Here is a 22247-nt window from a genome sequence, read left to right as displayed (position 1 = left end):
TGATATGCGCCGAACGGGTGGACTTCAATCTCTACTCCTCGGTCGGCAGTGCGATTTCCGCCGCCGCCTCCGGGCCCTGTTCGAGGAGGACGGTGAAGCCCTCCTCGTTCAGTACGGGAACCTTGAGCTGCATCGCCTTGTCGTATTTGGAGCCGGGATTGTCACCCACGATCACGAAGGCGGTCTTCTTCGACACCGCCCCGGTCACCTTGGCACCCTGGTCCTGAAGTGCCTCTTTGGCCCCGTCGCGGGTGTGGTGCTCCAGGGTGCCGGTGACCACCACGGTGAGCCCGTGCAGCGGGCGCGGGCCCTCCTCCTCACCCGCGTCCTCGGCTTCGAGGCGCACACCGGCGGCGCGCCACTTGCGCAGGATCTCGCGGTGCCAGTCCACCTCGAACCACTGTGTGAGGGATGCGGCGATGATGGGACCCACTCCGTCGGTCTCCGACAGCTCCTCTTCTGTGGCCTGTTCGATCCGCTCGATCGAGCGGAACTCGCGGGCGAGTGCGCGTGCGGCGACGGGACCCACGTGGCGGATGGACAGGCCGGTGAGGATGCGGTCGAGGGGGCGCTCCTTCGCCGCGGCGATGTTGTCGAGCATCGCCAGGGTGTTCTTCTTGGGCTCGCCCTGCTGGTTGGCGAAGACGGTGGCGATCTTCTTCTCGCCGGTCGTGGAGTCGCGCTTGGGCAGCCCGCTGTCCTGGTCGAGGACGTACGCGCGGATGGGCAGGAGCTGGTCGAGGGTGAGGTCGAAGAGGTCGCCCTCGTTGGCCAGCGGGGGGGTGGGCGGCTCCAGGGGCTGGGTGAGGGCGGTGGCGACGACGTAGCCGAAGTTCTCGATGTCGAGGGACTTGCGGCCCGCGATGTAGAACAGGCGCTCGCGCAACTGGGCGGGGCAGCCCTCCGCGTTGGGGCAGCGCAGGTCGACGTCGCCCTCCTTCATGGGGCGCAGGGGTGTGCCGCACTCGGGGCACTCGGCGGGCATCACGAACGGGTGCTCGCTGCCGTCGCGCAGGTCGGCGACGGGGCCGAGGATCTCGGGGATGACGTCGCCCGCCTTGCGCAGCACGACGGTGTCGCCGACGAGGACGCCCTTGGCCTTCACCACGTCCTGGTTGTGCAGGGTGGCGAACTCGACCTCGCTGCCGGCGACGGTGACCGGCTCGACCTGCGCGTACGGTGTGACGCGGCCGGTGCGTCCGACGCCCACGTGGATGGCGAGGAGCTTGCTGTTGACCTCCTCGGGCGCGTACTTCCAGGCGATGGCCCAGCGCGGTGCGCGCGAGGTGGAGCCGAGGCGGCCCTGGAGGGGGATCTCGTCGAGCTTGACGACCACACCGTCGATCTCGTGCTCCACCGAGTGGCGGTTGGCGCCGAAGTGGGCGATGTACTCGCGCACCTCCTCGATGGAGCCGACGACCTTGCCGTACTTGGTGGTCGGCAGGCCCCACTCGCGCAGCAGGTCGTACGCGTGGGACAGGCAGTCGATGTCGAAGCCCTCGCGCGCGCCGATGCCGTGGACCACCATGTGCAGCGGGAGGGTGGCGGTGACCTTGGGGTTCTTCTGGCGCAGGGAGCCCGAGGCGGAGTTGCGGGGATTGGCGTAGGGCTTCTCGCCCGCCTCGACGCGGCGGGCGTTCAGCTCCTGGAAGGCGTCCATCGGGAAGTAGACCTCGCCGCGGATCTCGACAAGATCGGGGACGCGGTCGCCCGCGAGGCGGTCGGGGATCTCGGCGATGGTGCGGACGTTGGGCGTGATGTCCTCGCCGGTGCGGCCGTCGCCGCGGGTGGCGGCGCGGGTGAGGCGGCCCTTCTCGTACGTCAGGTTGACCGCGAGGCCGTCGACCTTCAGCTCGCACAGGAAGTGGTAGTCGGGGGTGCCGACGTCCTTGGCGATGCGGTCGGCCCAGGTGGTCAGCTCCTCGTCGTCGAAGGCGTTGTCCAGCGAGAGCATCCGCTCGCGGTGCTGGACCTCGGCGAGGTCGGTCTCGTAGGCGCCCGACACCTTCTGGGTGGGCGAGTCGGGGGTGCGCAGCTCGGGGTGGCGCTCCTCCAGGTCCTCCAGGGAGCGCATCAGGCGGTCGAACTCGGCGTCGGTGACGACGGGCTGGTCCTTCACGTAGTACCGAAAGCGGTGCTCCTCGATCTGCTCGGCGAGCCGGGCGTGCTGCTCCCGCGCCTCGGCGGGCACCTCGGCGGGCTGTACCTGCTGTTCGCCGGCCACGTCTCATCCTCCCGTTACTCAGGGTTGTCCGCGAGGGATCTCGCCGCCTGGACGCAGTGGGCCAGAGCCCGGCGCGCGTACTGCGGTGAGGCGCCCGCGAGCCCGCACGCGGGGGTGACCGCGACGGAGCGCGCGAGGAGCCCCGGCGCAAGCCCCAGCCTGCGCCACAGCGTCCTGACACCGGAAACGCTACCTGCCGGGTCTGACAACGGGCCGTCCGTGCCGGGGACCACGCCCGTCAGGAGTGTGACCCCGTTCTCGACGGTCTCCCCGAGCGCGTCGTCGTCACGTTCGGTGAGCAGTGCGGTGTCGAAGGAGATCCCGGCGGCTCCGGCGCGCCGCAGGAGCGCGAAGGGCACGCCGGGGGCGCAACTGTGGACGACGACGGCGCCGTCGGCCCAGGTGCCGGTGGCTGCGGCGGCGGGCACGTCGCGGCGCTGGCCCTCGACGACGTCGCGGAGGGTGGACTCGACGAGTTGGCGGTCGGGGGCGGCGTGGGTGCGGTAGCCGCTGGCGGAGGGCACGCGGCCGAGGAGTACGGCGGTGAGGACGGGCTCGTCGAGCTGGACGACGACGCGGGCGCCCGGCACGCGCGCGCGTACGGCCGCGGTGTGGGCGCGCAGGCCCTCCGTGAGGGAGACGGCGAGGTCGCGGACGGCGCCGGGGTCGGAGAGCACCGCCTCGCCGTTCCTCAGTTCCAGTTGCGCGGCGAGGGTCCAGGGGCCGACCGCCTGCACCTTGAGGGGCCCGGTGTGGCCCTGGGCGTGCTCCTCCAGGGCGTCGAGGTCCTCGCCGAGCAGGGAGCGCGCCCTGCGGGTGTCGCGGCCCGGCCGGTCGCCGAGGCGCCAGCCGCTGGGCTCCACGCGCGCGTACAGCTCGACGAGGAGCCCGGCGGTGCGGCCGACCATGTCGGCGCCGGGGCCGCGGGCGGGCAGTTCCGGCAGGTGGGGGACGCCCTGTCCCGACTCGAAACTGCCGATCACGGTCTTGACGGCCTCCCGGGCGTCGGTGCCGGGCATCGAGCCGACGCCGGTGGCGCCGAGAGGGCTTGTGTCGCTGTCTTCACTCACCCCGGAAGGGTACGCAGCGCCGCGGCGGGGGCCCGCACCGTCCCGGTCACTGCCCCGGCCGCACCGTGACGTCGTGGATCTCGGCGTCGCGCGGGAGGTCGAGGGCGGCGACGACGGTGGTGGCGACGGATTCGGGGTCGATCCAGCGGCCCGGGTCGTACGGGGCGCCCTCCTGCTGGTGGACCCTGGCCTGCATGGGGCTCCTGGTGCGGCCAGGGTAGACCGAGGTGACCCGGACGCCCGCGGGGCGCTCCTCGCCGCGCAGGGCGTCCGCGAGGGCCTTCAGACCGGCCTTGGAGGCGCCGTAGGCGGACCACTCGGGGGCGGTGTTGAGGCCGGAGCCCGAGTTGACGAAGACGATCTGGCCGCGGGCGGCGCGCAGTTGGGGCAGCAGGAGCCTGGTCAGCTCGGCGGGCGCGACCAGGTTGACGTTGAGCTGATGGTGCCAGGCGCGGGGGGTGAGGTCGCCGACGGGGGCGAGGTCGACGACTCCGGCGCTGTGCACCAGGGTGTCGACGCGCTCCGGCTGGCTCTGGTGGGAGAAGGCCCAGGAGAGCCGGTCGGGGTCGGCGAGGTCCCCGACGAGGGTGCGGGCGCCGGGGAAGCGGCCGGCGAGTTCCGCGGCGCGCGCCGCGTCCCTGGCGAGCAGCACGAGATCGTCGCCGCGGGCGCTCAGCCGCCCGGCGACGGCCGCGCCGATGCCGGAGCCTGCGCCGGTGATCACATGGGTGGGCATGCGCACCATGCTCGCACCAGGGGCCGCGGCGCGGTGCGACCGCCCCCCTCGGCGGCGGGGGCCGCCGGGTCAGACGGTGCCCATGGACTCTTCGAGGTAGGCCATGGCGCCGACCGGTTCCTCGGCGAAGAAGACCAGGTCGGTGAGGGGCAGCGGGAGGAACCCCTCGGCCTCCATGCGGTGGAACTGCTCCTTGAGGCCGTCGTAGAACCCGGCGGCGTTCAGCAGGACCACCGGCTTGGTGTGCTTGCCGTGCTTCTTCAGTTCGAGGATCTCGGTGGCCTCGTCGAGGGTGCCGGTGCCGCCCACCATGATCACGACGGCGTCGGACTCGGCGAGCAGCAGGGCCTTGCGCTCGGCGAGGTCGCGGGCGACGTGCATCTCGTCGGCGGCGGGCCGCGCGACGTCGGCGAGGAAGTCCACGGAGACGCCGACGAGGCGCCCGCCCGCCTTCTCCACGCCGTCCGCGACGACCTTCATGAGACCGACGTCGGAGCCGCCCCACACCAGGGTGTGGCCGCCCTTGCCGACGAGTTCCGCGAACTCGCGCGCGGGGCGTGTGTAGCGCTCGGGCAGGTCGGCGGCGGAGAGGAAGACGCAGATGTTCATGCCGCTCACGGTACGGGGAAGAAGCGGGGCGGGTACGGCGCTGTACCAGGTATGGCTGAAGGACACATCATCACGGTCGAACAGGGCGCGCAGCACGTGCGCGCGGTGCACGGCGGCACGGTGCTCGCGGAGAGCAGCAGGCCGCTCGTGCTGCGCGAGACGGGCTGCCCGCCGCGGTACTACCTGCCGCCCGAGGACGTGAGGACGGATCTGCTGGCGCCGTCGGACACCCGCACGCACTGTCCTTTCAAGGGCGACGCCTCGTACTGGTCGGTGGCCTCCGACGTCTCAGGTGCCGCCGACATCGTGTGGGCGTACCAGGAACCGAAGGAGAACGTGGCGCGGATCAGGGACCACTTCTGCTTCTACGAGACGGAGGTGGTCGGGGCGTAGCACCCGCGCGGGTCCCCGGCGGCCGTGACGCGCGTACGGCCGCCGGGGTTCACGTGCGCATGCCCGGCGACGCGGTGTCCCGCGCGCGTGCCCCGGCGGTGGGCGCCGGGGTCAGACCGTGGCGGGGGTGCGCTCGGTGGCGGCGATGGTGGCGGAGCCGACGACGCGGCTGCCGTCGTACAGGACGATGGCCTGTCCCGGCGCGATGCCGCGCACGGGCGCGTCGAAGCGGACCGCGAGGCCGTCGTCCGAGGGGACGGCGGTGACGTCGGCCTCGCCGCCGTGGGCCCGCATCTGGGCGGTGTAGCGGGCGGGCGCGGTGGGCGCGGGGCCGCACCAGCGGGGCCTGACGGCGGTCAGCGCCGAGACGTCGAGGGCGTCCGCGGGTCCGACGGTGACGGTGTTGTCCACCGGGGAGATGTCCAGCACGTAGCGCGGCTTGCCGTCCGGCGCGGGGGTGCCGATCCGAAGGCCCTTGCGCTGGCCGATGGTGAAGCCGTAGGCGCCCTGGTGGGTGCCGAGCCTGGTGCCGGACTCGTCGACGATGTCGCCGTCGGCGCGGCCGAGCCGGTCGGCGAGGAAGCCCTGGGTGTCGCCGTCGGCGATGAAGCAGATGTCGTGGCTGTCGGGCTTGCGGGCGACCGCGAGGCCGCGCCGCTCGGCCTCCGCGCGGATCTCGTCCTTGGTGGTGACGGTGTCGCCGAGGGGGAACATCGCGTGGGCGAGCTGCCGCCCGTCGAGGACGCCGAGGACGTACGACTGGTCCTTGGCGAGGTCGGAGGCGCGGTGCAGCTCGCGGGCGCCGTCGGGGCGGGTGGCCACGCGCGCGTAGTGCCCCGTGCAGACGGCGTCGAAGCCGAGGGCGAGGGCGCGGTCGAGGAGCGCGGCGAACTTGATCTTCTCGTTGCAGCGCAGGCAGGGGTTGGGGGTGCGGCCCGCGCGGTACTCGGCGACGAAGTCGTCGACGACGTCCTCGCGGAACCGCTCGGCGAGGTCCCACACGTAGAACGGGATGCCGATGACGTCGGCCGCGCGGCGCGCGTCGCGGGAGTCCTCGATGGTGCAGCAGCCGCGGGCGCCGGTGCGGAACGACTGGGGGTTCGCGGAGAGCGCCAGGTGCACCCCCGTCACGTCGTGCCCCGCCTCCGCGGCGCGGGCGGCGGCGACGGCGGAGTCGACGCCGCCCGACATGGCGGCGAGGACGCGGAGGGGCCTCTGGTCGGCCGGGGCGGGCTGCGCGGTATGAGTCATAACCCCTTCAGGGTAAGGGCCGCCGGGAACCGCGGGCACGGCGATATCCGTTGAGGCAGGGGACGACCCGGGCGATTTCGGGGTGAGCCGGGTGCCGTGGCCGGTGGCAGGCGAGGAGAGGTGCGGTGGAGCGGAGCGGTTTCGCGCGGTGGCGCGAGCGCGCGCGTGCGGGGCGGTCGGGGCGGGGCCCGCGGGTGAGCCGGAGGGCGGTGCTGGTCGGCGGCGGGGTGGCGGTGGTCGGCGGCGGCGTGGGGCTGGCCTGGGACGAGCTGTCGCGGCTGTGGTGGCGCACACCGGGGGTGGACAGGCCCCGCGAGCCGGGCGCGGTGGACTTCGCGGGCGCGCGGCGGACGGCGGCGTCCCCGGCGAACTGGCGGCGGGCCGACCGCCCGTACGACTACCGGGTCGACCGGGTCGTCGTCCATGTCACCCAGTGCTCCTTCGACGAGGCGGTGCGGCTGTTCAAGGACCCGGAGCACCGGGCCGCGTCGCACTACGTCGTCGGCAAGGACGGGCGGGTCACCCAGATGATCCGGGAGCTGGACGTCGCGTTCCACGCGGGCAACCGCGCGTACAACGAGCGCAGTGTCGGCATCGAGCACGAGGGCTGGGTGGAGCGCCCCGAGTCGTTCACGCGGGCGATGTACGAGGCGTCGGCGCGGCTGACCGCGCGCGTGTGCGGGCGCTACGGGATACCGGTGGACCGGGAGCACATCATCGGCCATGTGGAGGTGCCGGGCACAGACCACACCGACCCGGGACGCTTCTGGGACTGGCCCCGCTACCTCGCGCTCGTACGGCGCGCGCGGACGGCGCAGGCGGCCGGGGAGCACGACGGGGACGGGGCGCACGGGGGCCGACCGAAGGGCTGAGCGGGCCGGTGACGGCCCTCGGGCGGCTTGCGGTGGGAGCGGGGCCGCTGACGGCCGTCAGGCGGCTTCAGGTGGCCGGGGGGCGCTCCGGGCCACCGACGGGCGGGAGCAGCGCCGACGGGGCCGCCAGGGGGCGCCCAGACGGGATCGACCGGGGTCACGCCGACGGGCAGGGCCGGGTCAGCTCAGGCCCGCTGCCCTGGCGCGTTCCACCGCAGGGCCTATCGCCTTGGCGAGGGCGGTGACGTCGTCGGTGGTCGAGGTGTGTCCGAGGGAGAAGCGCAGGGTGCCGCGGGCGAGGTCGGCGGGGGCGCCGGTGGCGAGCAGGACGTGGCTCGGCTGGGCGATGCCCGCGGTGCACGCGGAGCCGGTGGAGCACTCGATGCCCTGGGCGTCGAGGAGCAGCAGCAGGGAGTCGCCCTCGCAGCCGGGGAAGGTGAAGTGCGCGTTGCCCGGCAGGCGGTCCTCGGGGTCGCCGCCGAGGAGGGCGTCGGGCACGGCCTCCCGTACGGCGTCGATCAGGGCGTCGCGCAGCGCTCCGGCCTCGCGCGCGAACGCGGCGCGCCGCTCGGCCGCGAGCCGGCCCGCGACGCCGAGGGCGGCGATCGCGGGGACGTCGAGGGTGCCCGAGCGCACCCGGCGCTCCTGGCCGCCGCCGTGCAGCACGGGCACGGGGGTGAGGTCGCGGGAGAGCAGCAGCGCGCCGACGCCGTAGGGGCCGCCGATCTTGTGTCCCGTCACGGTCATCGCGGCGAGCCCTGAGGCGCCGAAGTCGAGCGGGAGCTGGCCGAACGCCTGGACCGCGTCGGAGTGCAGCGGGATGCCGTACTCGGCGGCGACGGCGGCCAGTTCGGGGACCGGCAGCACGGTGCCGATCTCGTTGTTGGCCCACATGACGGTGGCGAGGGCGACGTCGTCCGGGTCGCGCTCGACGGCGGCGCGCAGGGCGTCGGGGGTGACGCGGCCGTACCGGTCGACGGGCAGGTACTCGACGGTGGCGCCCTCGTGCTCGCCGAGCCAGTCGACGGTGTCGAGGACGGCGTGGTGCTCCACGGGGCTGGCCAGTACCCGGGTGCGGGCGGGGTCCTCCTCGCGGCGGGCCCAGTACAGGCCCTTGACGGCGAGGTTGTCCGCCTCGGTGCCGCCCGCGGTGAACACCACCTCGCTCGGGCGGGCGCCGAGCGCCTCGGCGAGGGACTCCCTGGCCTCCTCGACGGTGCGACGCGCTCTGCGCCCGGCGGCGTGCAGCGAGGACGCGTTGCCGGTGGCCGTGAGGTGCGCGGTCATCGCCTCGACCGCTTCGGGGAGCATCGGCGTGGTCGCTGCGTGGTCGAGGTACACCATGAGTGCCGATTCTACGGGCCCCGCCGGGGGTGTACGGGGGCGCGGGGGTCAGCCGGGCATGCTCCACGACAGGGTGTGGTCCTGGAGCGTGACGACGAGGAGGACGAGCAGGTCGGCGGCGCCGAGCGCGAGCCCGAGCAGGGCGCGTCCGCGGCGTGCGGTGCCCCGGGCCAGGGCGAGCGTGGCGAGCACGATGGCGAGGGGGCCGAGGAAGACGTTGAGGACCAGCAGCCCCGGCAGTCCGAGGACGAAGGAGGCGACGGCCATGCCGTCGGCGTCCCGGGCGGCGATGCCGTGCCGCAGGGGGCGGGGCGGTGCGATGTCCATGGGTTCACTCCTTGGGGGGGGATGGGCGGGCGGTGTGCGGGAGGGGGGGCGGGGGCGCCGGTCAGCGGGCGCGGTGGCGCTCCCGTACCGCGAAGACCACGAGCCAGACCGCGATGACCGCAGCGGCGACGGCGCTGACGGCGACCGACGCGTGGGCCACGGCGCCGACGACGAGGCCGAAGAGCAGCAGGGCCGCGACGAGGAAGAGCACGGCTTCACCTTTCTTTCCGGTTCCATTCCGGTTCGGTTCCGGGCGGTGGGCCCGGGCTCGGACGGGGCGCCGTGGGGGCGCCGTCCCTGGCGGGTTCCGTACGGGTGGCCGCGGCGTGGCGCGCCGCAGTTCCGTGTACGACTGTTCACTGAAATCGAGTCTAGCGCCTGTCCCCGCTTTGCCGGAGCCGGGAAGGGCTGTTGACTGCATGGCATGACTCACACCGTCGGCACCCGGCAGGCGCAGAAGGAGAAGACCCGCAGGGCGCTGCTGGAGGCCGCGCTGGTGCTGCTTGAGGACCAGAGCCTGAGCAGCCTCGGGCTGCGGGAGGTCACGCGCGCGGTGGGCCTCGCGCCGACCGCGTTCTACCGGCACTTCGGCAGCACGGAGGAGCTGGGCGTGGCGCTGGTGGACGAGGCGCTCGGCAGTCTGCACGCCATGATCGGCACCACCCTGGCGGCCGCGGGCGGCCCCGACGACCGGATCACGGCGGCCGTGGACCTGATAGCCGGGCACGTCAGGCGGCATCCCTCGCATGTGCGGTTCCTGGCGAGGGAGCGGTACGGCGGGGTGCGGCCGGTGCGTGAGGAGATCGCGCGGCAGTTGGACACCTTCGCGGTGGAGGTGGGCGCCGAGCTGGCGCGGCAGCCGGAGTCGGCGGGGTGGCCGCAGGAGGACGTGCTGATGCTGGCGGGGCTCTATGTGGAGCACATGGTGGTGACCGCGGCGGCGTTCCTCGACACGGTGCCGGGCGGCGACGGCGCACCGGGCACCAGGTCCCGCGAGGAGGTGGCGGAGCTGGCGCGCCGCAGGCTCCGGCTGATCAGGCTCGGGCGCCGCCACTGGCTGGAGGGGTAGCCCCGGCGGCGGGCGCCGTACGCGCGGGTGCGGGGACGGCGGTACGCGCGCGGGGGCCCGCGCGGTGGCGGCGCGGTGTCACGCGTCGCGGGCCGCGCGGGGGCGCAGGTGCATGTCGAGGCCCTGGACGCCGGGGGCGACATCGGGGCGCAGGCGCATGTCGTGGTCGTAGTCGCCGCCGGTGAGGGAGCGGTACGGGACCGGCTCGTCCGTGAAGAGGCCCGCGAGACGGCTCCGGTACGCGTCCCGCACCTGCGCGAAGCGCTCCTCGCTCACGCCGTTCGTGCCGTGGACCGCGAAGGGTTCGAGCGGTGCCATGCCGGTGAACCAGAACAGCCCGTGCTGCAAGGGGTGCAGGACGTCGACGAGGCTGCCGTGGGCGCCCCGGTCGGAGAACGCGCCCGCGCGGGCGCCCACCGTCACCGACAGCAGCGCGCGGCGTCCCGCGAGCGGACCGTCGGGGCCGTACGGCGGGGGCACCTCGGGGCCGTAGCCGAACCCGGCGGTGAACACGCGGTCGATCCAGCCCTTGAGGATCGCGGGGACCGAGAACCACCACATCGGGAAGTGCAGGATCAGTGCGTCGCAGCGGCGGATCTTCTCCTGCTCGGCGGCGATCTCCGGGGCGAGCCGTCCCGCGAGGGTGGCGCGCTGCGAGGCGTCCATCACATGGAGCCGGGAGCAGTCCTCCTCGTCGGGGAAGTCGGCGGCCTCCACGGTGGCGCGCCACCCCATCGCGTACAGGTCGGACACCAGCACCTCGTGCCCGGCGGCGCGCAGCTCGTCGACCGCGAGGGCGGCCAGGGAGGCGTTGAGGGAGCGGGGCTCGGGGTGGGCGGTGACGACGAGGACGGTGCTGCGCGCCGGGGGCGTGGCTTCGTTCATGCGGCAACGCTCGCTCACGCGCGGGCGCGCAGCCAGTGCCCCCTTCTGCCGTGGGCACCGCGTTCCTGGTACTGCGAGGACCAGCCTCGGGGCCGGGGTGGCGCCGGTCGGCGGCCCGCATACTGGTCGCATGGACGGCGTGGGGAGCACGGAGCGCGTGGACGGTGCCGGGGCGGGGCCGGCCGGCGGCGCGGCGGGCCCTGGCGGCGACGCGGGGACGACCGGCGGCGGCGCGGGCCACGATGCCTCGCGCAGGGCCCTGGGAGGCTTTCTGCGGGCCCGCAGGGAGCGGGTCGCGCCGGAACACGTGGGGCTGAGCGGCGGGCGGCGCAGGCGGGTGCGGGGGCTGCGCAGGGAGGAGCTGGCGCAGCTCGCCGGGATCAGCGTGGACTACTACGTGCGCCTCGAACAGGGGCGTGCCACACAGCCGTCCGCCGAGGTGCTCGACGCGCTGGCCGGGGCGCTCGGCCTCGGCGCGACGGAGCGCGGGCACCTGGCGACGCTGGCCGCGCCCCGGCACTCCCCCGCGCCCCGGGTCCGCGTCGGCCCGCTGTTGCAGCGCATCCTGGACGCCGCAGCGCCCTTCCCCGCGTTCGCCTGCGACCACCGCCTCGACGTGGTGGCGTGGAACGCGCCCGCCACCGAACTCCTCGGCGGCCTCGGCGACCCGTCGCGCCGTGACCTCAACAACGCGCGCTATCTCTTCCTCGACCCCGCCGCGGAGGACGTCTTCCCCGACCGGGAGACGCGGGCGGCGGAGGCCGCGGGCCAGTTGCGGGTGTCGGCGGGGCGCTATCCGGACGACGCCGCGCTGAAGGCGCTGGTCGCCGAACTGTCCGTGCACAGCGAGCTGTTCCGTACGATCTGGGCCACCGGCGAGGTGCTGCGCTGCGCGGCAGGGCGCAAGAGGCTGCGGCACCCGGTGGCGGGGGTGCTCGAACTGGACTATCAGACGCTGGGAGTTCCGGCCGCGACCGGTGGGACGGGGCTTCAGATGCACGTGTTCAGCGCCGTCGAGGGCAGCGCGGAGGCGGCGGCGATCGAACGCCTCATGGCGGCGCCGCCCGTCACGTAGCGCCGGGCGGCATCGGACACGCACACGCGCGGGAGGCGGCCCCGGGGCGACGTGTGGTCAGCGCTCCATACGGGCCAGTTGCCTGGACTGCGCGACCAGGCGGTCGGCCGAGTCCCAGACCTCGGCGTCCTCCTCCAGGTAGCCGCCCGCGGGGTTGAGGGTGCGGATGGCGACCCGCAGCGGCCCGGGGACGGGGCGGGCCCGTACGTGCACGGTGAGTTCCACGGTGGGGACCCAGCCCTGGTGCCCGAGGTCGAAGGCGGTGGGCGGCAGGGTGTCGACGGCGAGCAGCAGCGAGAGCGGGTCGGGGGCGCGGCCGTCGGCGAGCGCCATCCAGGCGCGCGTCTCCGCGCGGCCCGAGGGGGCGCCGCGCACCCAGCCGAGGGTGGCGGGGTCGGCCTTGGCCCACAGCCGCTGCGCCATCGTCGACTCGAACGCGGCCCACTCCTCCGGCATGTCGTCGGGGCCCACGCACCGTTCGGGGGGCGGCAGGGTGGGCGGCTTGGCGAGGGTGCCGACGTCGGGGCCGAGGGCGTCGAGGTCGCCGTAGGAGGCGAGCAGCCTGATGCGCTCGACCTCGGCTCCGCCCTCGTCGTACTGGAGCAGCGAGGCGGTGCCGGTGGAGAGGGTGCGGCCCGCGCGGACCCGCTCCGTGCGGATCACGGCGGGTCCGGGGCGCGAGGCGGTCAGATAGTGCGCGGTGATGGTGAACGGGTCCCGGTGCGGCAGGGCGTCGCCGAGGGCGCGGGCGGCGACGGCGAGGAGGTAGCCGCCGTTGACCGCTCCCAACACCGACCAGTTGCCGGAGAGTTCGGCGCCGTACTCACCCGGGGAGCGTGGGGTGACGGCGGTGTCCCGGTCGAACTCGCTGTCGCCGATGGTGCCGCCCCGGGGTTCAGGACCCCCGGCGGCCCGCTGCGGTGCCGCGTCTGCCATGGCACGACCGTACCTCCCGCCGACTACTGAGCGGTAGCTTCATCGGTGCGGTGTGGATCACGCCCGGGGGCGCCGGGACGGCGCCGGGGCGGGGAGGTCGCGGGGGCGGGGCGCCGCGCGGGCGCCTGAAAAACACGCCTATGCGCGTACGCGCGCCTCATGGGCAAGTCGCCGCGACGTGGGGGCAGGACGTAGCCGGGGGGGAGGCGACGTAGCGCCGCCGCCGGGGGGACGTAGCGCCCCCCGAGCCAGTACGTAGCCCCAAGTCGCCCACCACGCGCGCACGCGCGCAACGCGCCCCTGCCCGCGCCTCGCGCCCCACGTACGCGTACGCCTTCACGCACGCGTACGCCGTAAACACCCCTGGGCGCCGCCCCGTTGCGGCGCCGCCCAGGGGGGCCTGTCACTCCTCGCCCGACGGCCCCGCAGCGCCCTTGCCCGCGCCGTCCCCCGAGGGCTCGGCGTCGTCCGCCGGGGACTCGGCGTCGGCCCGCGCGGGAGCCTCGGCCGACTCCGCAGCCGCGGCCTTTCCCGCGCCGTCGGGCTTTCCCGCAGCGTCGGCCTTCCCCGCGGCGTCGGGCTTTCCCGCGGCATCGGGCTCCCCCGCGGCGTCGGCCTCCCCCGGCGTCCCCGCCGGAGTCACGGCGGCCGGCTTCTCCGGGGCCGATGCCCCGACCGGCGACTCGTCCGCGCCGACCGTGACCAGTTCGACCGCCTCGACGGCCGCGGAGAGCAGCTCCGTGTCCTCGGGGGCCTGGTCGGGCGCGTTCTCCGGGTGGTGGCAGGCGACGACCTGGTGCGGGCGCAGTTCGAGCAGCGGGGGCTCCTGTGTGGTGCAGATCTTGGTCGCCTTCCAGCACCGGGTGTGGAAGCGGCAGCCGCTCGGCGGGGCGATCGGCGACGGCACGTCGCCCTTGAGCAGGATGCGCCCGCTGCGCGCGTTGCGGCGCCGCGGGTCGGGGATCGGCACGGCGGACAGCAGCGCCTTGGTGTACGGGTGCAGCGGCGTGTTGTAGAGGCTGCTGCGGTCGGCCAGCTCCACGATCTTGCCCAGGTACATCACCGCGATGCGGTCCGAGACGTGCCGTACCACCGACAGGTCGTGGGCGATGATCACGTAGGTGAGGCCGAGTTCGTCCTGGAGGTCGTCGAGGAGGTTGACGACCTGGGCCTGGATGGAGACGTCGAGCGCGGAGACCGGCTCGTCGGCGACCACCAGGCGGGGCTTGAGGGCGAGCGCGCGGGCGATGCCGATGCGCTGGCGCTGGCCGCCGGAGAACTCATGCGGATACCGGTTGTAGTGCTCGGGGTTGAGCCCCACGGTCTCCAGCAGCCGCTGCACCTCCTTCTTGATCCCGCCCTCGGGGGTGACCCCCTGGAGCCGGAACGGGGCGCCCACGATGGTGCCGATGGTATGCCGGGGGTTCAGCGACGAGTACGGGTCCTGGAAGATCATCTGGACGTCGCGGCGCAGCGGGCGCATGCCGCCGACCCCGAGGTGGGTGATGTCCGTGCCCTCGAACTCGACGCGGCCCGCGGTGGGTTCGAGCAGCCGGGTGATCAGCCGTCCCATGGTGGACTTGCCGCAGCCCGACTCGCCGACCACGCCCAGGGTCTCGCCCGCGCGCACCTCGAAGTCGATGCCGTCGACGGCCTTCACGGCGCCGACCTGGCGCTGCAACAGGCCCTTCCTGATGGGGAAGTGCTTCTGGAGCCCGGAGACCCGCAGCAGGGTCTCACCGTGCCCGGCGGCGCGCACCGCGCCCTCCGCCTTCCGGAGGCTCCCGGCCCGCCCCGCGCCCGCGGCGCCGACGTCCTTCCCGGCCCTGCCGGTCTTCCCTGTGTCCTGGGCGCCCTGGGCGCCCTGGGCGCCCTGGGCGCCCTGGGCGCCCTGAGGGCCCTGAGCGGTCTGGCTGTCAGCGGCCTGGCCGTCCTGGCTGTCCGGGGTGTCTGGGGTGTCTGGGGTGTTCTGGGTGTCGTCGCTCACAGCTTCGGCGCAATCTCTTCGGTCCAGATACGCTCCCGCTGCTCCTGCGTCAGGTGGCAGGCCGCCCAGTGCCTGCCGGTGATCTCCGTCAGCTCGGGCCGCACGGTGCGCGTGAGGTTGTCCTTCGGCAGGTCCGCGTAGGGGCAGCGCGGGTTGAAGGCGCAGCCGGACGGCACGTTGATCAGGGAGGGCGGGGAGCCCTTCACCGGCACGAGGCGGTCGGTCTGCTCCCGGTCGAGGCGCGGCATGGAGCCCAGCAGGCCCCAGGTGTAGGGGTGGCGCGGCTCGTAGAACACCTTCTCCGCGGGGCCGCGCTCCACGCAGCGCCCGCCGTACATCACGAGGATGTCGTCGGCCAGCTCCGCCACCACCCCGAGGTCGTGGGTGATGATGATGACCGCGGAGCCGAACTCCTTCTGGAGGTCCCTGATCAGGTCGAGGATCTGGGCCTGCACGGTGACGTCGAGGGCCGTCGTCGGCTCGTCGGCGATGAGCAGTTCGGGGTTGTTGACCAGCGACATCGCGATCATGACGCGCTGGCGCATGCCGCCGGAGAACTCGTGCGGATAGCTGTCGATCCGCCTGTCAGGCTGCGGGATGCCCACCCGGTCGAGCATCTCGATCGCGCGGCGGCGGGCGGTCTTCTTGTCGACGGTGTGGTGGACCTGGTACGCCTCCACGATCTGCTTGCCGACGGTGTAGTACGGGTGCAGTGCGGACAGCGGGTCCTGGAAGATCATGGCCATGTCCCGGCCGCGCATCCGGCGCACGTCGTCCTGGGGCGCGCTCAGCAGCTCCCTGCCGTCCAGCCAGATCTCGCCGGAGAGCTGCGGCTTGCGCTTGCCGTACTGCCCGATGCTGTGCAGGCCCATGATGCCGAGCGAGGTGACGGACTTGCCGGAGCCCGACTCGCCGACGATGCCGAGGGTGCGGCCCTTCTCCAACTGGAAGCTGAGGCCGTCGACGGACTTCACCAGGCCGTCGTCGGTGGGGAAGTGCACCTTGAGGTCGCGTACTTCGAGGAACGCGGAGGGGGCGGTGGAGGGGGACGGTACGGGCTCGCCCAGCGCCGCGCCGGTCTTGCTGAGGTCGGTCATGCGAGCCTCACTCGGGGGTCGATCACGGCGTACAGGATGTCCACGACGAGGTTGGCGAGGATCACCGCGATCGAGGTGATCATGACGACGCCGAGGATGACGGGCAGGTCGCGGTCGCTGATCGCCTTCAGCACCGCCTGGCCGAGGCCGGGGAGGCTGAACGCGGTCTCGGTGAGGATCGCGCCGCCGACGAGGGCGCCGAGGTCCATGCCGAGCATGGTCAGCAGGGGGGTCATGGTGGAGCGCATGGCGTGCTTGCCGATCACCACGCGCTCGCCGAGGCCCTTGGCGCGGGCCGTGCGGATGTAGTCCTCGCCGAGCACTTCGAGCATGGTGGCCCGGGTGATGCGCGCGTACATCGCGGCGTACAGGAACGCCAGGGTGATCCACGGCAGCAGCATGCCCTGGAACCAGCCGCCCGGGCTGTCGCCGAAGGAGTGGTAGCCGGAGTTGATCCACCCGAGCCCGTAGTCGAAGATCGCCAGCGACAGCATCGCGGTGAAGAAGATCGGCAGCGACACCCCGGAGAGCGCCACCACCATCGCGGAGCGGTCCCACAGGCTGCCGCGCCTGAGCGCGGACAGGACGCCGGCGGCGACGCCGAACAGCAGCCACAGGATGGCCGCGCCGACGGCCAGCGACACCGTCACCGGGAGGCGGTCGGTGAGCACGGGCCAGATCGCCTGCTCGTTCTTGAACGAGTAGCCGAAGCAGGGCGCGGCGCAGTGGGTGACGTCGCCGCCGCCCGAGTAGGTGCGGCCCGCGAAGATGCCCTTGAAGAACTCCAGGACCTGCGTCCAGATCGGGTCGTCGAGCTGGAGCTTCTCCCGGACGCCCTGGAGCGCCTCCGCGCTCGACGTCTTGCCGACGTACATGGTGGCGACGTCGACGCCCGTCCACTTCGGGATGAGGAAGAAGATGCCGAAGACCACCACGACGATGACCACGAGCATCACGACGACGGCCATCAGCCGCCTGAGGAGGAATGTGACCACGGCTTACGGCCCGTCGGCGCCCCGCGGGGCCCCGGGGCCCTCCCGGCCTGTGCCGGGAGGGCCCCGTGCCTTCCGCGTTCACGCCGCCTCGGCCTTCACCTGCCTTTCGTGCCGTATGGCGGGTGCGCCGGGCCGGTTTACTTGAGACCCAGGCTGATGAAGTCGTACTGACCCGAGTACGCGTTGGTCGTGTACACGTTGGTCAGCCGGTCCGAACGCCAGTTGATGGTCCGCTCGAAGGTGAAGGGGAGGTAGTACGCGCCCTCCATCACCTTGTGGTTGATGGACGTGGCGATCTCGGCCTTCTTCGCGTCGTCCTGCTCGCCGACGAACTGCGTGAAGGCGCTGTCGATCGTCTTGTCCTTGATCATGGCGTAGTTGTTGTTGCCGCTGTCGAGGATGTACTTGCTGCCCCACAGCGGCAGCCCGTAGCCCTGGACGGACGGGAAGTCCGGGCCCCAGCCCATGATGATGATGCCGTAGTTCTTCTGCTTGACGACCTTCGGGTTGCCGATGATGCCGGCCGTCTGCGAACCGTCGTACTGGTCGATGTCGGTCTTGATGCCGACCTTGGTCAGGGACGCCTGGAGGGACTCGGCGCTCGCCACCTCGACGGGGTTGTTGTTGCGGACCGCGATGGTGGTCTTGAAGCCGTTCGGCTTGCCGCACTCCTTCAGCTCGGCCTTGGCCTTGGCCACGTTGGGCTTGCCGTCGTTCTTGGCGAGGCCGAACGGGTCGTACTTCTGGCCCTCGGAGCCGGGGACCGCGGCGGGCAGCATGTTGGTGCCGATGTCACCGCCGGCCTCCGGGCCGCCGCGCGCCGTCTGGAGCGACTTGTGGTCGGCGCCGTAGATGGCCGCCATCCGGCAGTGGATGTTGTCGAACGGGGCCACCTCCTGCGGGAAGACCCCGTAGCGGATGTAGCCGAGGAGCGGGTTGTCCAGGTTGTTCTTGTGCTCCTTGAGGGCCTTGGCGCGGCCCTGCGGGGCGAGGCCCGTCTGGCCGAGGAACACGTCGTAGTTCCCGGAGATGAGCTGGTTGTCCATGTCGTCCGCGTTGCTGAAGATCTTGACGGTGATCTTGTCGGGCAGCGCCTTGCGGACCGGGTCGGACGACTGCTTCCAGTTCGGGTTGCGGACCAGCGTCATGTCCTTGTTGGGGCTGTACGACTGGAACTTGTACGGCCCGGACGAGAACGGGTGGAGCCCGTACTTGGACTTGGTGTCCTTGTCGGCGCGCACCGGGGCGGCCGGGGCCATCGACAGCATCTCCTCGAAGTCCGAGTTGGGCTTCGGGAGGTGGAAGACGATCGTCTTGGCGTCGGGCGTCTCGATGGCCTTCAGGCCGCCCTTGGATGTGTCCTTGTAGGGGCCCTTGTACTTGCCGTCCGGGTCCAGGGTGTCCTTGAGGTACACCGGGCCGCCGGAGAGCACGTCCTGCGCCCAGGAGCGCTCGATGCCGTACTTGACGTCCTCGGAGGTGATCGGCTTGCCGTCCTCCCAGGTGACGCCGGGCCTGAGGGTGTACGAGTAGGTCTTGCCGTCGGCGCTGACCTTCGCGAGCCCGGTGGCGAGGTCCGGGGTGAGGTCGGCGCCCGCCTTGCCCGGCTCGGTCTTGTTGCTGATCAGGGTGCGGGCGTAGTAGCGCTCGAAGTTCCAGGCGAACCCGTAGTAGGAGCGCGTGGGGTCCCAGGAGTCGGCGTCCTGGGTGGCGGCGTACTTCAGGACACCGCCCTTGTGCGACGAGGCGTTGGCGACCTTGTTGTTCGCGGCGTCGAACCCGGCGGCGCCGCCACCGCCGCTGCCATCGTTGTCACTGCCGCCACCGCCGCACGCCGCCGTCGCCAGCAGTGCAGCGAGCGCGGCGCCGAACGCCACGGCCTGTTTGCGCCGGCCTGAGGTGCGTTGGGTAGTCACGATGCTTCCTCCGGTGGGTTGTGCGGCCCGGCAGGGGCCCTGTGGGGTACGGCGGTGGGTCAGCGGGAGCCCTTCGGGTCGAGCGCGTCGCGCACGCCGTCGCCGAAGAGGTTGAACGCAAGAACGGTGACGAAGATCGCCAGACCTGGGACGATCATGTACATCGGGTCGGACTCGTAGTAGCTGAGCGCGGAGGACAGCATCTGCCCCCAGGAGGCGGTGGGCGGTTTCACGCCGACGCCCAGGAAGCTCAGGGCGGCCTCGGTGAGGATGTTGGTCGGGATCATCATCGTGCTGTAGACGATGATCGGCGCGACCAGGTTGGGCAGCAGTTCCTTGAAGAGGATGTAGCCACGGCCGGCGCCGAGGCTGCGGGCGGCGTCGACGTATTCGCGTTCGCGCAGCGAGAGCGTCTGTCCGCGCACCACGCGGCCGACGTAGGGCCAGCCGAAGAAGCCGATGACGAGGATCATCACGAACAGCCGGACGCCGGTGCCGCTCAGCCCGAGCAGGGAGTTGGGCATCACGGAGACCAGGGCGATGATGAAAAGGAGCTGCGGGAACGACAGCAGCATGTCCATGATCCGGCTGATCAGGGCGTCGAGCCAGCCGCCGAAGTAGCCGGCGAGGGTGCCGAGGACGGTGCCGAGGATGACGGCGACGACCGCCGAGAGGAAGCCCACCAGCAGGGATATCCGGGCGCCGTAGACGACGCGGGCGAACACGTCGCGGCCGCTCACCGGCTCCACGCCGAGGAGGTGGTCGCCGCTCATCCCGCCGAACGATCCGGTGGGGGTGGAGAACAGGGGGTCGATCAGGTCCTCGTGGTGCTCGTTGGGCGACTGCCCCGCGAGGTCCGCGATGAACGGCGCGAACACGGCCACGAGGATCAGGACGACGACGATGACGCCGCCGGTCAGGGCGAGCTTGTCGCGCTTCAGCCGCTCCCAGGCGATCCGGCCGAGCGAGCGGCCCTGCACCGCCTTCCCGGGTGGGACCGCCGCTGCCGCTTCGGCGGCCGCGTTCGGCGCCGCTTCCGCCGTCGGCTCGTGCAGTGGTGCCGTCATCGCGCCAGGGACCCCTCTCAACCGGCGGGTGGCCGATCCGCAGTTGCCGCAGTCGCCGCTGTGGCGGCCGTGGTTCCGTCGTGCTGTGGTGCTGTTCTGTGCCGGGGCGGGGTCATCTGTCCGCCCTTGCTGCGGGAGTCTTCATCGCGGTTGCGATCTGTTGCCAGACTTGACAGGGAAAGGATGCCCAACCGTGACCCTGTCAGGGATGTTGCGTTATCCGGACGCGACCGCACGGGAGCCGGACGGTGCCCCTTCCTCCCGTTTCGCTCCTTAGGGCGTGAATTCCCCATGGACCTGCGGAAACACCGCCGTTACACGACTTGATACAGCGGTCGGCCGCGCCGGACGCCCTTCCGACGGGCGAGACGGCGGGGGGCGCGGGGGGCGTCGGTGACCCGAGTGAGGGGAGGCGGTTGTTCCCGGAAAGGGCGTCATGCCCGTTACGGGGGTGAAGGTGTGCGGGTGTGAAGGATGGGGCGGTACGGGGCGTGAACGTACCTGCGGGGGGCGGCGGTCAGCCCGCGGGGGGCGGGTAGCCGTAACCGGCCGGGGCGTGGGCCGCGGGGGCGCCCTGGGGGGCCTCGCGGTGGTAGAAGGGCCGGGAGCGGGCGCGGAACCACATGGCGACCGGGTCGTGCGGGTCGGAGACCGCGACGGTCGACACGGAGAGCCCCTCGGGCACCGCGCCGATCGACTGCTGCATCATCGACCGCACGGAGGCCACGGCGGGGCCGCCGGTGTCGTACACGTCGAGCCCGATGGCGAGGTGCGGCTGGCCGAGGCTGGGCTGCACCCAGGCGCGGTGCAGCGCGCGCACGGCGGCGGTGCGGTGCGCCTGCTGGGTCAGCAGCGCGTAGAACTGCGGGATCTCGATGGACGGTTCGGCGATCCTGAGGGGCCCCGAGGGCGTGGTGTCGAGGCCGAGGGCGATCCTGCGCAGGTCGAGCCAGGGCACGCCGACTCCGCCGCCGGGGGCGTGGGGGTTGAGCCAGAGGCCGTAGTGGTCGGGGTAGAGGGTGCGGGCGATGTCGACACCGCCGATGACCTCGTACGAGCGGTTCCAGCCGCTGGCGGCCAGCTCCTGCGGGGACGTCATGCAGGGGGTGTAACCGAGGCCGTCCACCTCGATGTTGCCGTACTGGGCGTCGGGTGAGCCCGCCTGGCCGTGCCACAGCAGCATCCACACCTGCCCCGCGGCCGGGTCGGCGAGCGCCCGCAGCAGGGACTCGTAGGCGTCATAGCGTCCCGGGGTGACCTGGCGCAGCATGCGCTCGACCTGCCCGGCCGCTGCCGTGCCCGACGCACTCACCCTCTTGACCGCCCCTCCGTGCCGCGCCCCGTACGGCCGCCGCCGGTCGGCCGCCTCGATACGCACCGCGATGTCCTGCGTTGCCCTGCCTCGTGCCGCGCTGTACTGCCTTGTCCCGCGGCTTTTCTGCTGCTCTGTCCCGCGCTTCCCGGGCATCGGGGGGCGGCGGCGCCGTGCCGCTGCCCACCGACTGATGAAACCACCTTAATCGGCGCCGCTGACACCGGCACGGCGCGCGGGCCGGCATCACGGTGTGCCGGGTGTGGCGCGCGCGTAGAACGGCCGCACCTGGTCCCGCATCCAGTCGGTGACGGGGTCGCGTGCGACGTCGAGCAGGATCAGGTTGACCTCCCAGCGCACCGGCACCCGGCCGAGGGCGCGCCCGAGGGCGGCCATGGGCAGGTGGAGCGCCTCGTCCTCGAAGCGGTCGGTCTGGACGCCGACGAAGAGCTGGGTGGGGCCGCCCTCGACGCTCGCGAGGCAGCGGCGCGCGGTGGTGACGACCCCGGTGGCGGCGAACTCCTCGGCGGCCGCCGTGAGGAAGTCCAGGGGGTCGTCCTGCCAGTCCGGCGGGAAGAGCCTGACCCGGCCGCCGCCCGCGCCGTCCAGTTCCGTGCGGCCCGCGCGGCAGAGTTCGGCGACGGCGGGCGGGGGCAGCGGGATGCCGACGGCGCCGTCGGGGTTGAGCGCGATGCCGAGCTGCGGCGGCAGTCCGCGGGCGAACTCGACGGCGGGGGCGACGGTGCACGCCATGTGCCCGCCGACGACCTGGCGGTACTGCTGCTCGGAGCTGAACACCGGGACGTACGCCTGGCCCGCGATCTCCAGGGTGGGCAGGTCGAGATCGGGGTGGCCGGGGCTGCCGCCGTTGGGCAGGGGCACCCACACATGGCTGCGGGCCAGCACCTCGACGACGCGCGCGGCGGCCGAGGGTGCGCCGCCCGCCAGGGCGGCGGAGAGCACCTGCTCCAACTCGTTGACGGGCCAGGCGCCGTACGCGTACGGCGCGGACTCCACCGGTATGTCCATGTTCAACGCTTGCTCCACACCTGTGTCCTGTACTGCGGGACGCACCTTAACCC

Annotated in this window: 21 protein-coding genes; 4 read left to right on the top strand and 17 right to left on the bottom strand. The window is 72.8% G+C overall.

Annotated elements, in window-relative coordinates:
* Nucleotides 1-31 precede the first annotated feature (31 nt).
* The 4 genes from ligA to ACIBIW_RS31395 are packed head-to-tail and all read right to left on the bottom strand — an operon-like array spanning nucleotide 32 to nucleotide 4639.
* Nucleotides 32-2224: an NAD-dependent DNA ligase LigA gene (ligA, locus tag ACIBIW_RS31410; protein WP_399341005.1), complete on the bottom strand. Its 2193-nt coding sequence runs from the start codon at nucleotides 2222-2224 to the stop codon at nucleotides 32-34.
* A 14-nt stretch (nucleotides 2225-2238) separates the two neighbouring features.
* On the bottom strand, nucleotides 2239-3294 hold the full coding sequence (locus ACIBIW_RS31405; RefSeq protein ID WP_399341003.1) for a methionine synthase: 1056 nt from the start codon (nucleotides 3292-3294) through the stop codon (nucleotides 2239-2241).
* A 46-nt stretch (nucleotides 3295-3340) separates the two neighbouring features.
* Complete coding sequence (locus tag ACIBIW_RS31400; protein ID WP_399341001.1) at nucleotides 3341-4039, bottom strand: SDR family oxidoreductase; 699 nt, start codon at nucleotides 4037-4039, stop codon at nucleotides 3341-3343.
* Between the two features lie 60 nt (nucleotides 4040-4099).
* Entirely contained in the window at nucleotides 4100-4639 is a 540-nt protein-coding gene (locus ACIBIW_RS31395; protein ID WP_399340999.1) for a TIGR00730 family Rossman fold protein, read from the bottom strand.
* Between the two features lie 51 nt (nucleotides 4640-4690).
* Between ACIBIW_RS31395 and ACIBIW_RS31390 the strand changes: the two genes are divergently transcribed.
* Nucleotides 4691-5032: a DUF427 domain-containing protein gene (locus ACIBIW_RS31390; RefSeq protein WP_399340998.1), complete on the top strand. Its 342-nt coding sequence runs from the start codon at nucleotides 4691-4693 to the stop codon at nucleotides 5030-5032.
* Between the two features lie 111 nt (nucleotides 5033-5143).
* Here ACIBIW_RS31390 and mnmA read toward each other — a convergent pair whose 3' ends face one another.
* Nucleotides 5144-6283, bottom strand: coding sequence for a tRNA 2-thiouridine(34) synthase MnmA (gene mnmA, locus ACIBIW_RS31385; RefSeq protein ID WP_399340996.1), 1140 nt, complete (start codon nucleotides 6281-6283; stop codon nucleotides 5144-5146).
* Between the two features lie 194 nt (nucleotides 6284-6477).
* Between mnmA and ACIBIW_RS31380 the strand changes: the two genes are divergently transcribed.
* The gene (locus ACIBIW_RS31380) at nucleotides 6478-7155 is read left to right on the top strand and encodes an N-acetylmuramoyl-L-alanine amidase (RefSeq protein ID WP_399340994.1); all 678 of its coding nucleotides are present in this window, start codon (nucleotides 6478-6480) and stop codon (nucleotides 7153-7155) included.
* Between the two features lie 180 nt (nucleotides 7156-7335).
* On the opposite strand, the gene ACIBIW_RS31375 is transcribed toward ACIBIW_RS31380, so the two are convergent.
* The 3 genes from ACIBIW_RS31375 to ACIBIW_RS31365 all read right to left on the bottom strand — a co-directional run bounded on the left by ACIBIW_RS31375 (nucleotide 7336) and on the right by ACIBIW_RS31365 (nucleotide 9037).
* Nucleotides 7336-8499, bottom strand: a complete 1164-nt coding sequence (locus ACIBIW_RS31375) for a cysteine desulfurase family protein (protein WP_399340993.1) — start codon at nucleotides 8497-8499, stop codon at nucleotides 7336-7338.
* Between the two features lie 48 nt (nucleotides 8500-8547).
* Complete coding sequence (locus ACIBIW_RS31370; protein ID WP_399340991.1) at nucleotides 8548-8826, bottom strand: DUF4190 domain-containing protein; 279 nt, start codon at nucleotides 8824-8826, stop codon at nucleotides 8548-8550.
* Between the two features lie 61 nt (nucleotides 8827-8887).
* Nucleotides 8888-9037, bottom strand: coding sequence for a hypothetical protein (locus ACIBIW_RS31365; RefSeq protein WP_399340988.1), 150 nt, complete (start codon nucleotides 9035-9037; stop codon nucleotides 8888-8890).
* Between the two features lie 213 nt (nucleotides 9038-9250).
* Here ACIBIW_RS31365 and ACIBIW_RS31360 point away from each other — a divergent pair, with 213 nt between their 5' ends.
* Nucleotides 9251-9895 (top strand): TetR family transcriptional regulator, encoded by a 645-nt coding sequence (locus ACIBIW_RS31360; RefSeq protein WP_399340987.1) that lies wholly within the window; start codon nucleotides 9251-9253, stop codon nucleotides 9893-9895.
* Nucleotides 9896-9973: 78 nt separating this feature from the next.
* On the opposite strand, the gene ACIBIW_RS31355 is transcribed toward ACIBIW_RS31360, so the two are convergent.
* On the bottom strand, nucleotides 9974-10780 hold the full coding sequence (locus tag ACIBIW_RS31355; protein WP_399340986.1) for an NAD(P)H-dependent oxidoreductase: 807 nt from the start codon (nucleotides 10778-10780) through the stop codon (nucleotides 9974-9976).
* A gap of 130 nt (nucleotides 10781-10910) precedes the next feature.
* Here ACIBIW_RS31355 and ACIBIW_RS31350 point away from each other — a divergent pair, with 130 nt between their 5' ends.
* A complete protein-coding gene (locus ACIBIW_RS31350) occupies nucleotides 10911-11855 on the top strand; it encodes a helix-turn-helix domain-containing protein (RefSeq protein ID WP_399340984.1) in 945 nt (314 codons plus the stop codon).
* Between the two features lie 57 nt (nucleotides 11856-11912).
* On the opposite strand, the gene ACIBIW_RS31345 is transcribed toward ACIBIW_RS31350, so the two are convergent.
* From ACIBIW_RS31345 to ACIBIW_RS31310, 8 genes are all read right to left on the bottom strand, one after another.
* Nucleotides 11913-12791 carry a thioesterase family protein gene (locus ACIBIW_RS31345; RefSeq protein WP_399340982.1) on the bottom strand — a complete coding sequence of 293 codons (879 nt, stop codon included), beginning with the start codon at nucleotides 12789-12791 and terminating at the stop codon, nucleotides 11913-11915.
* Nucleotides 12792-13194: 403 nt separating this feature from the next.
* Nucleotides 13195-14550, bottom strand: coding sequence for an ABC transporter ATP-binding protein (locus tag ACIBIW_RS31340; protein ID WP_399341084.1), 1356 nt, complete (start codon nucleotides 14548-14550; stop codon nucleotides 13195-13197).
* 224 nt (nucleotides 14551-14774) lie between these two features.
* Entirely contained in the window at nucleotides 14775-15875 is a 1101-nt protein-coding gene (locus ACIBIW_RS31335; protein ID WP_399340981.1) for an ABC transporter ATP-binding protein, read from the bottom strand.
* Nucleotides 15872-16870, bottom strand: a complete 999-nt coding sequence (locus tag ACIBIW_RS31330) for an ABC transporter permease (RefSeq protein WP_399340979.1) — start codon at nucleotides 16868-16870, stop codon at nucleotides 15872-15874. The genes ACIBIW_RS31335 and ACIBIW_RS31330 overlap by 4 nt, the downstream gene beginning before the upstream one ends.
* 137 nt (nucleotides 16871-17007) lie before the next feature.
* Nucleotides 17008-18786 (bottom strand): ABC transporter substrate-binding protein, encoded by a 1779-nt coding sequence (locus tag ACIBIW_RS31325; RefSeq protein WP_399340977.1) that lies wholly within the window; start codon nucleotides 18784-18786, stop codon nucleotides 17008-17010.
* Nucleotides 18787-18845: 59 nt separating this feature from the next.
* Nucleotides 18846-19853: an ABC transporter permease gene (locus tag ACIBIW_RS31320; RefSeq protein ID WP_399340975.1), complete on the bottom strand. Its 1008-nt coding sequence runs from the start codon at nucleotides 19851-19853 to the stop codon at nucleotides 18846-18848.
* Between the two features lie 517 nt (nucleotides 19854-20370).
* Nucleotides 20371-21165, bottom strand: a complete 795-nt coding sequence (locus ACIBIW_RS31315) for an enhanced serine sensitivity protein SseB C-terminal domain-containing protein (protein WP_399340973.1) — start codon at nucleotides 21163-21165, stop codon at nucleotides 20371-20373.
* Nucleotides 21166-21411: 246 nt separating this feature from the next.
* Complete coding sequence (locus tag ACIBIW_RS31310; RefSeq protein WP_399341082.1) at nucleotides 21412-22194, bottom strand: enhanced serine sensitivity protein SseB C-terminal domain-containing protein; 783 nt, start codon at nucleotides 22192-22194, stop codon at nucleotides 21412-21414.
* Between the last annotated feature and the right edge of the window lie 53 nt (nucleotides 22195-22247).

Origin of the sequence: Streptomyces sp. NPDC050560, assembly GCF_044457285.1 — a bacterium.
In the GTDB taxonomy this organism is placed as follows: Bacteria; Actinomycetota; Actinomycetes; order Streptomycetales; family Streptomycetaceae; genus Streptomyces.
The sequence above is the reverse complement of the archived record's forward strand: the minus strand, read 5'-3'. Positions and strand labels throughout refer to the sequence as shown.

Bases quoted from the DNA above. Each gene is read 5' to 3' on its own strand.
- ACIBIW_RS31400 (WP_399341001.1), bottom strand. From the start codon at position 4,039: ATGGTGCGCATGCCCACCCATGTGATCACCGGCGCAGGCTCCGGCATC.
- ACIBIW_RS31395 (WP_399340999.1), bottom strand. From the start codon at position 4,639: ATGAACATCTGCGTCTTCCTCTCCGCCGCCGACCTGCCCGAGCGCTAC.
- ACIBIW_RS31390 (WP_399340998.1), top strand. From the start codon at position 4,691: ATGGCTGAAGGACACATCATCACGGTCGAACAGGGCGCGCAGCACGTG.
- mnmA (WP_399340996.1), bottom strand. From the start codon at position 6,283: ATGACTCATACCGCGCAGCCCGCCCCGGCCGACCAGAGGCCCCTCCGC.
- ACIBIW_RS31375 (WP_399340993.1), bottom strand. From the start codon at position 8,499: ATGGTGTACCTCGACCACGCAGCGACCACGCCGATGCTCCCCGAAGCG.
- ACIBIW_RS31370 (WP_399340991.1), bottom strand. From the start codon at position 8,826: ATGGACATCGCACCGCCCCGCCCCCTGCGGCACGGCATCGCCGCCCGG.
- ACIBIW_RS31360 (WP_399340987.1), top strand. From the start codon at position 9,251: ATGACTCACACCGTCGGCACCCGGCAGGCGCAGAAGGAGAAGACCCGC.
- ACIBIW_RS31355 (WP_399340986.1), bottom strand. From the start codon at position 10,780: ATGAACGAAGCCACGCCCCCGGCGCGCAGCACCGTCCTCGTCGTCACC.
- ACIBIW_RS31350 (WP_399340984.1), top strand. From the start codon at position 10,911: ATGGACGGCGTGGGGAGCACGGAGCGCGTGGACGGTGCCGGGGCGGGG.
- ACIBIW_RS31345 (WP_399340982.1), bottom strand. From the start codon at position 12,791: ATGGCAGACGCGGCACCGCAGCGGGCCGCCGGGGGTCCTGAACCCCGG.
- ACIBIW_RS31335 (WP_399340981.1), bottom strand. From the start codon at position 15,875: ATGACCGACCTCAGCAAGACCGGCGCGGCGCTGGGCGAGCCCGTACCG.
- ACIBIW_RS31320 (WP_399340975.1), bottom strand. From the start codon at position 19,853: ATGACGGCACCACTGCACGAGCCGACGGCGGAAGCGGCGCCGAACGCG.
- ACIBIW_RS31310 (WP_399341082.1), bottom strand. From the start codon at position 22,194: ATGGACATACCGGTGGAGTCCGCGCCGTACGCGTACGGCGCCTGGCCC.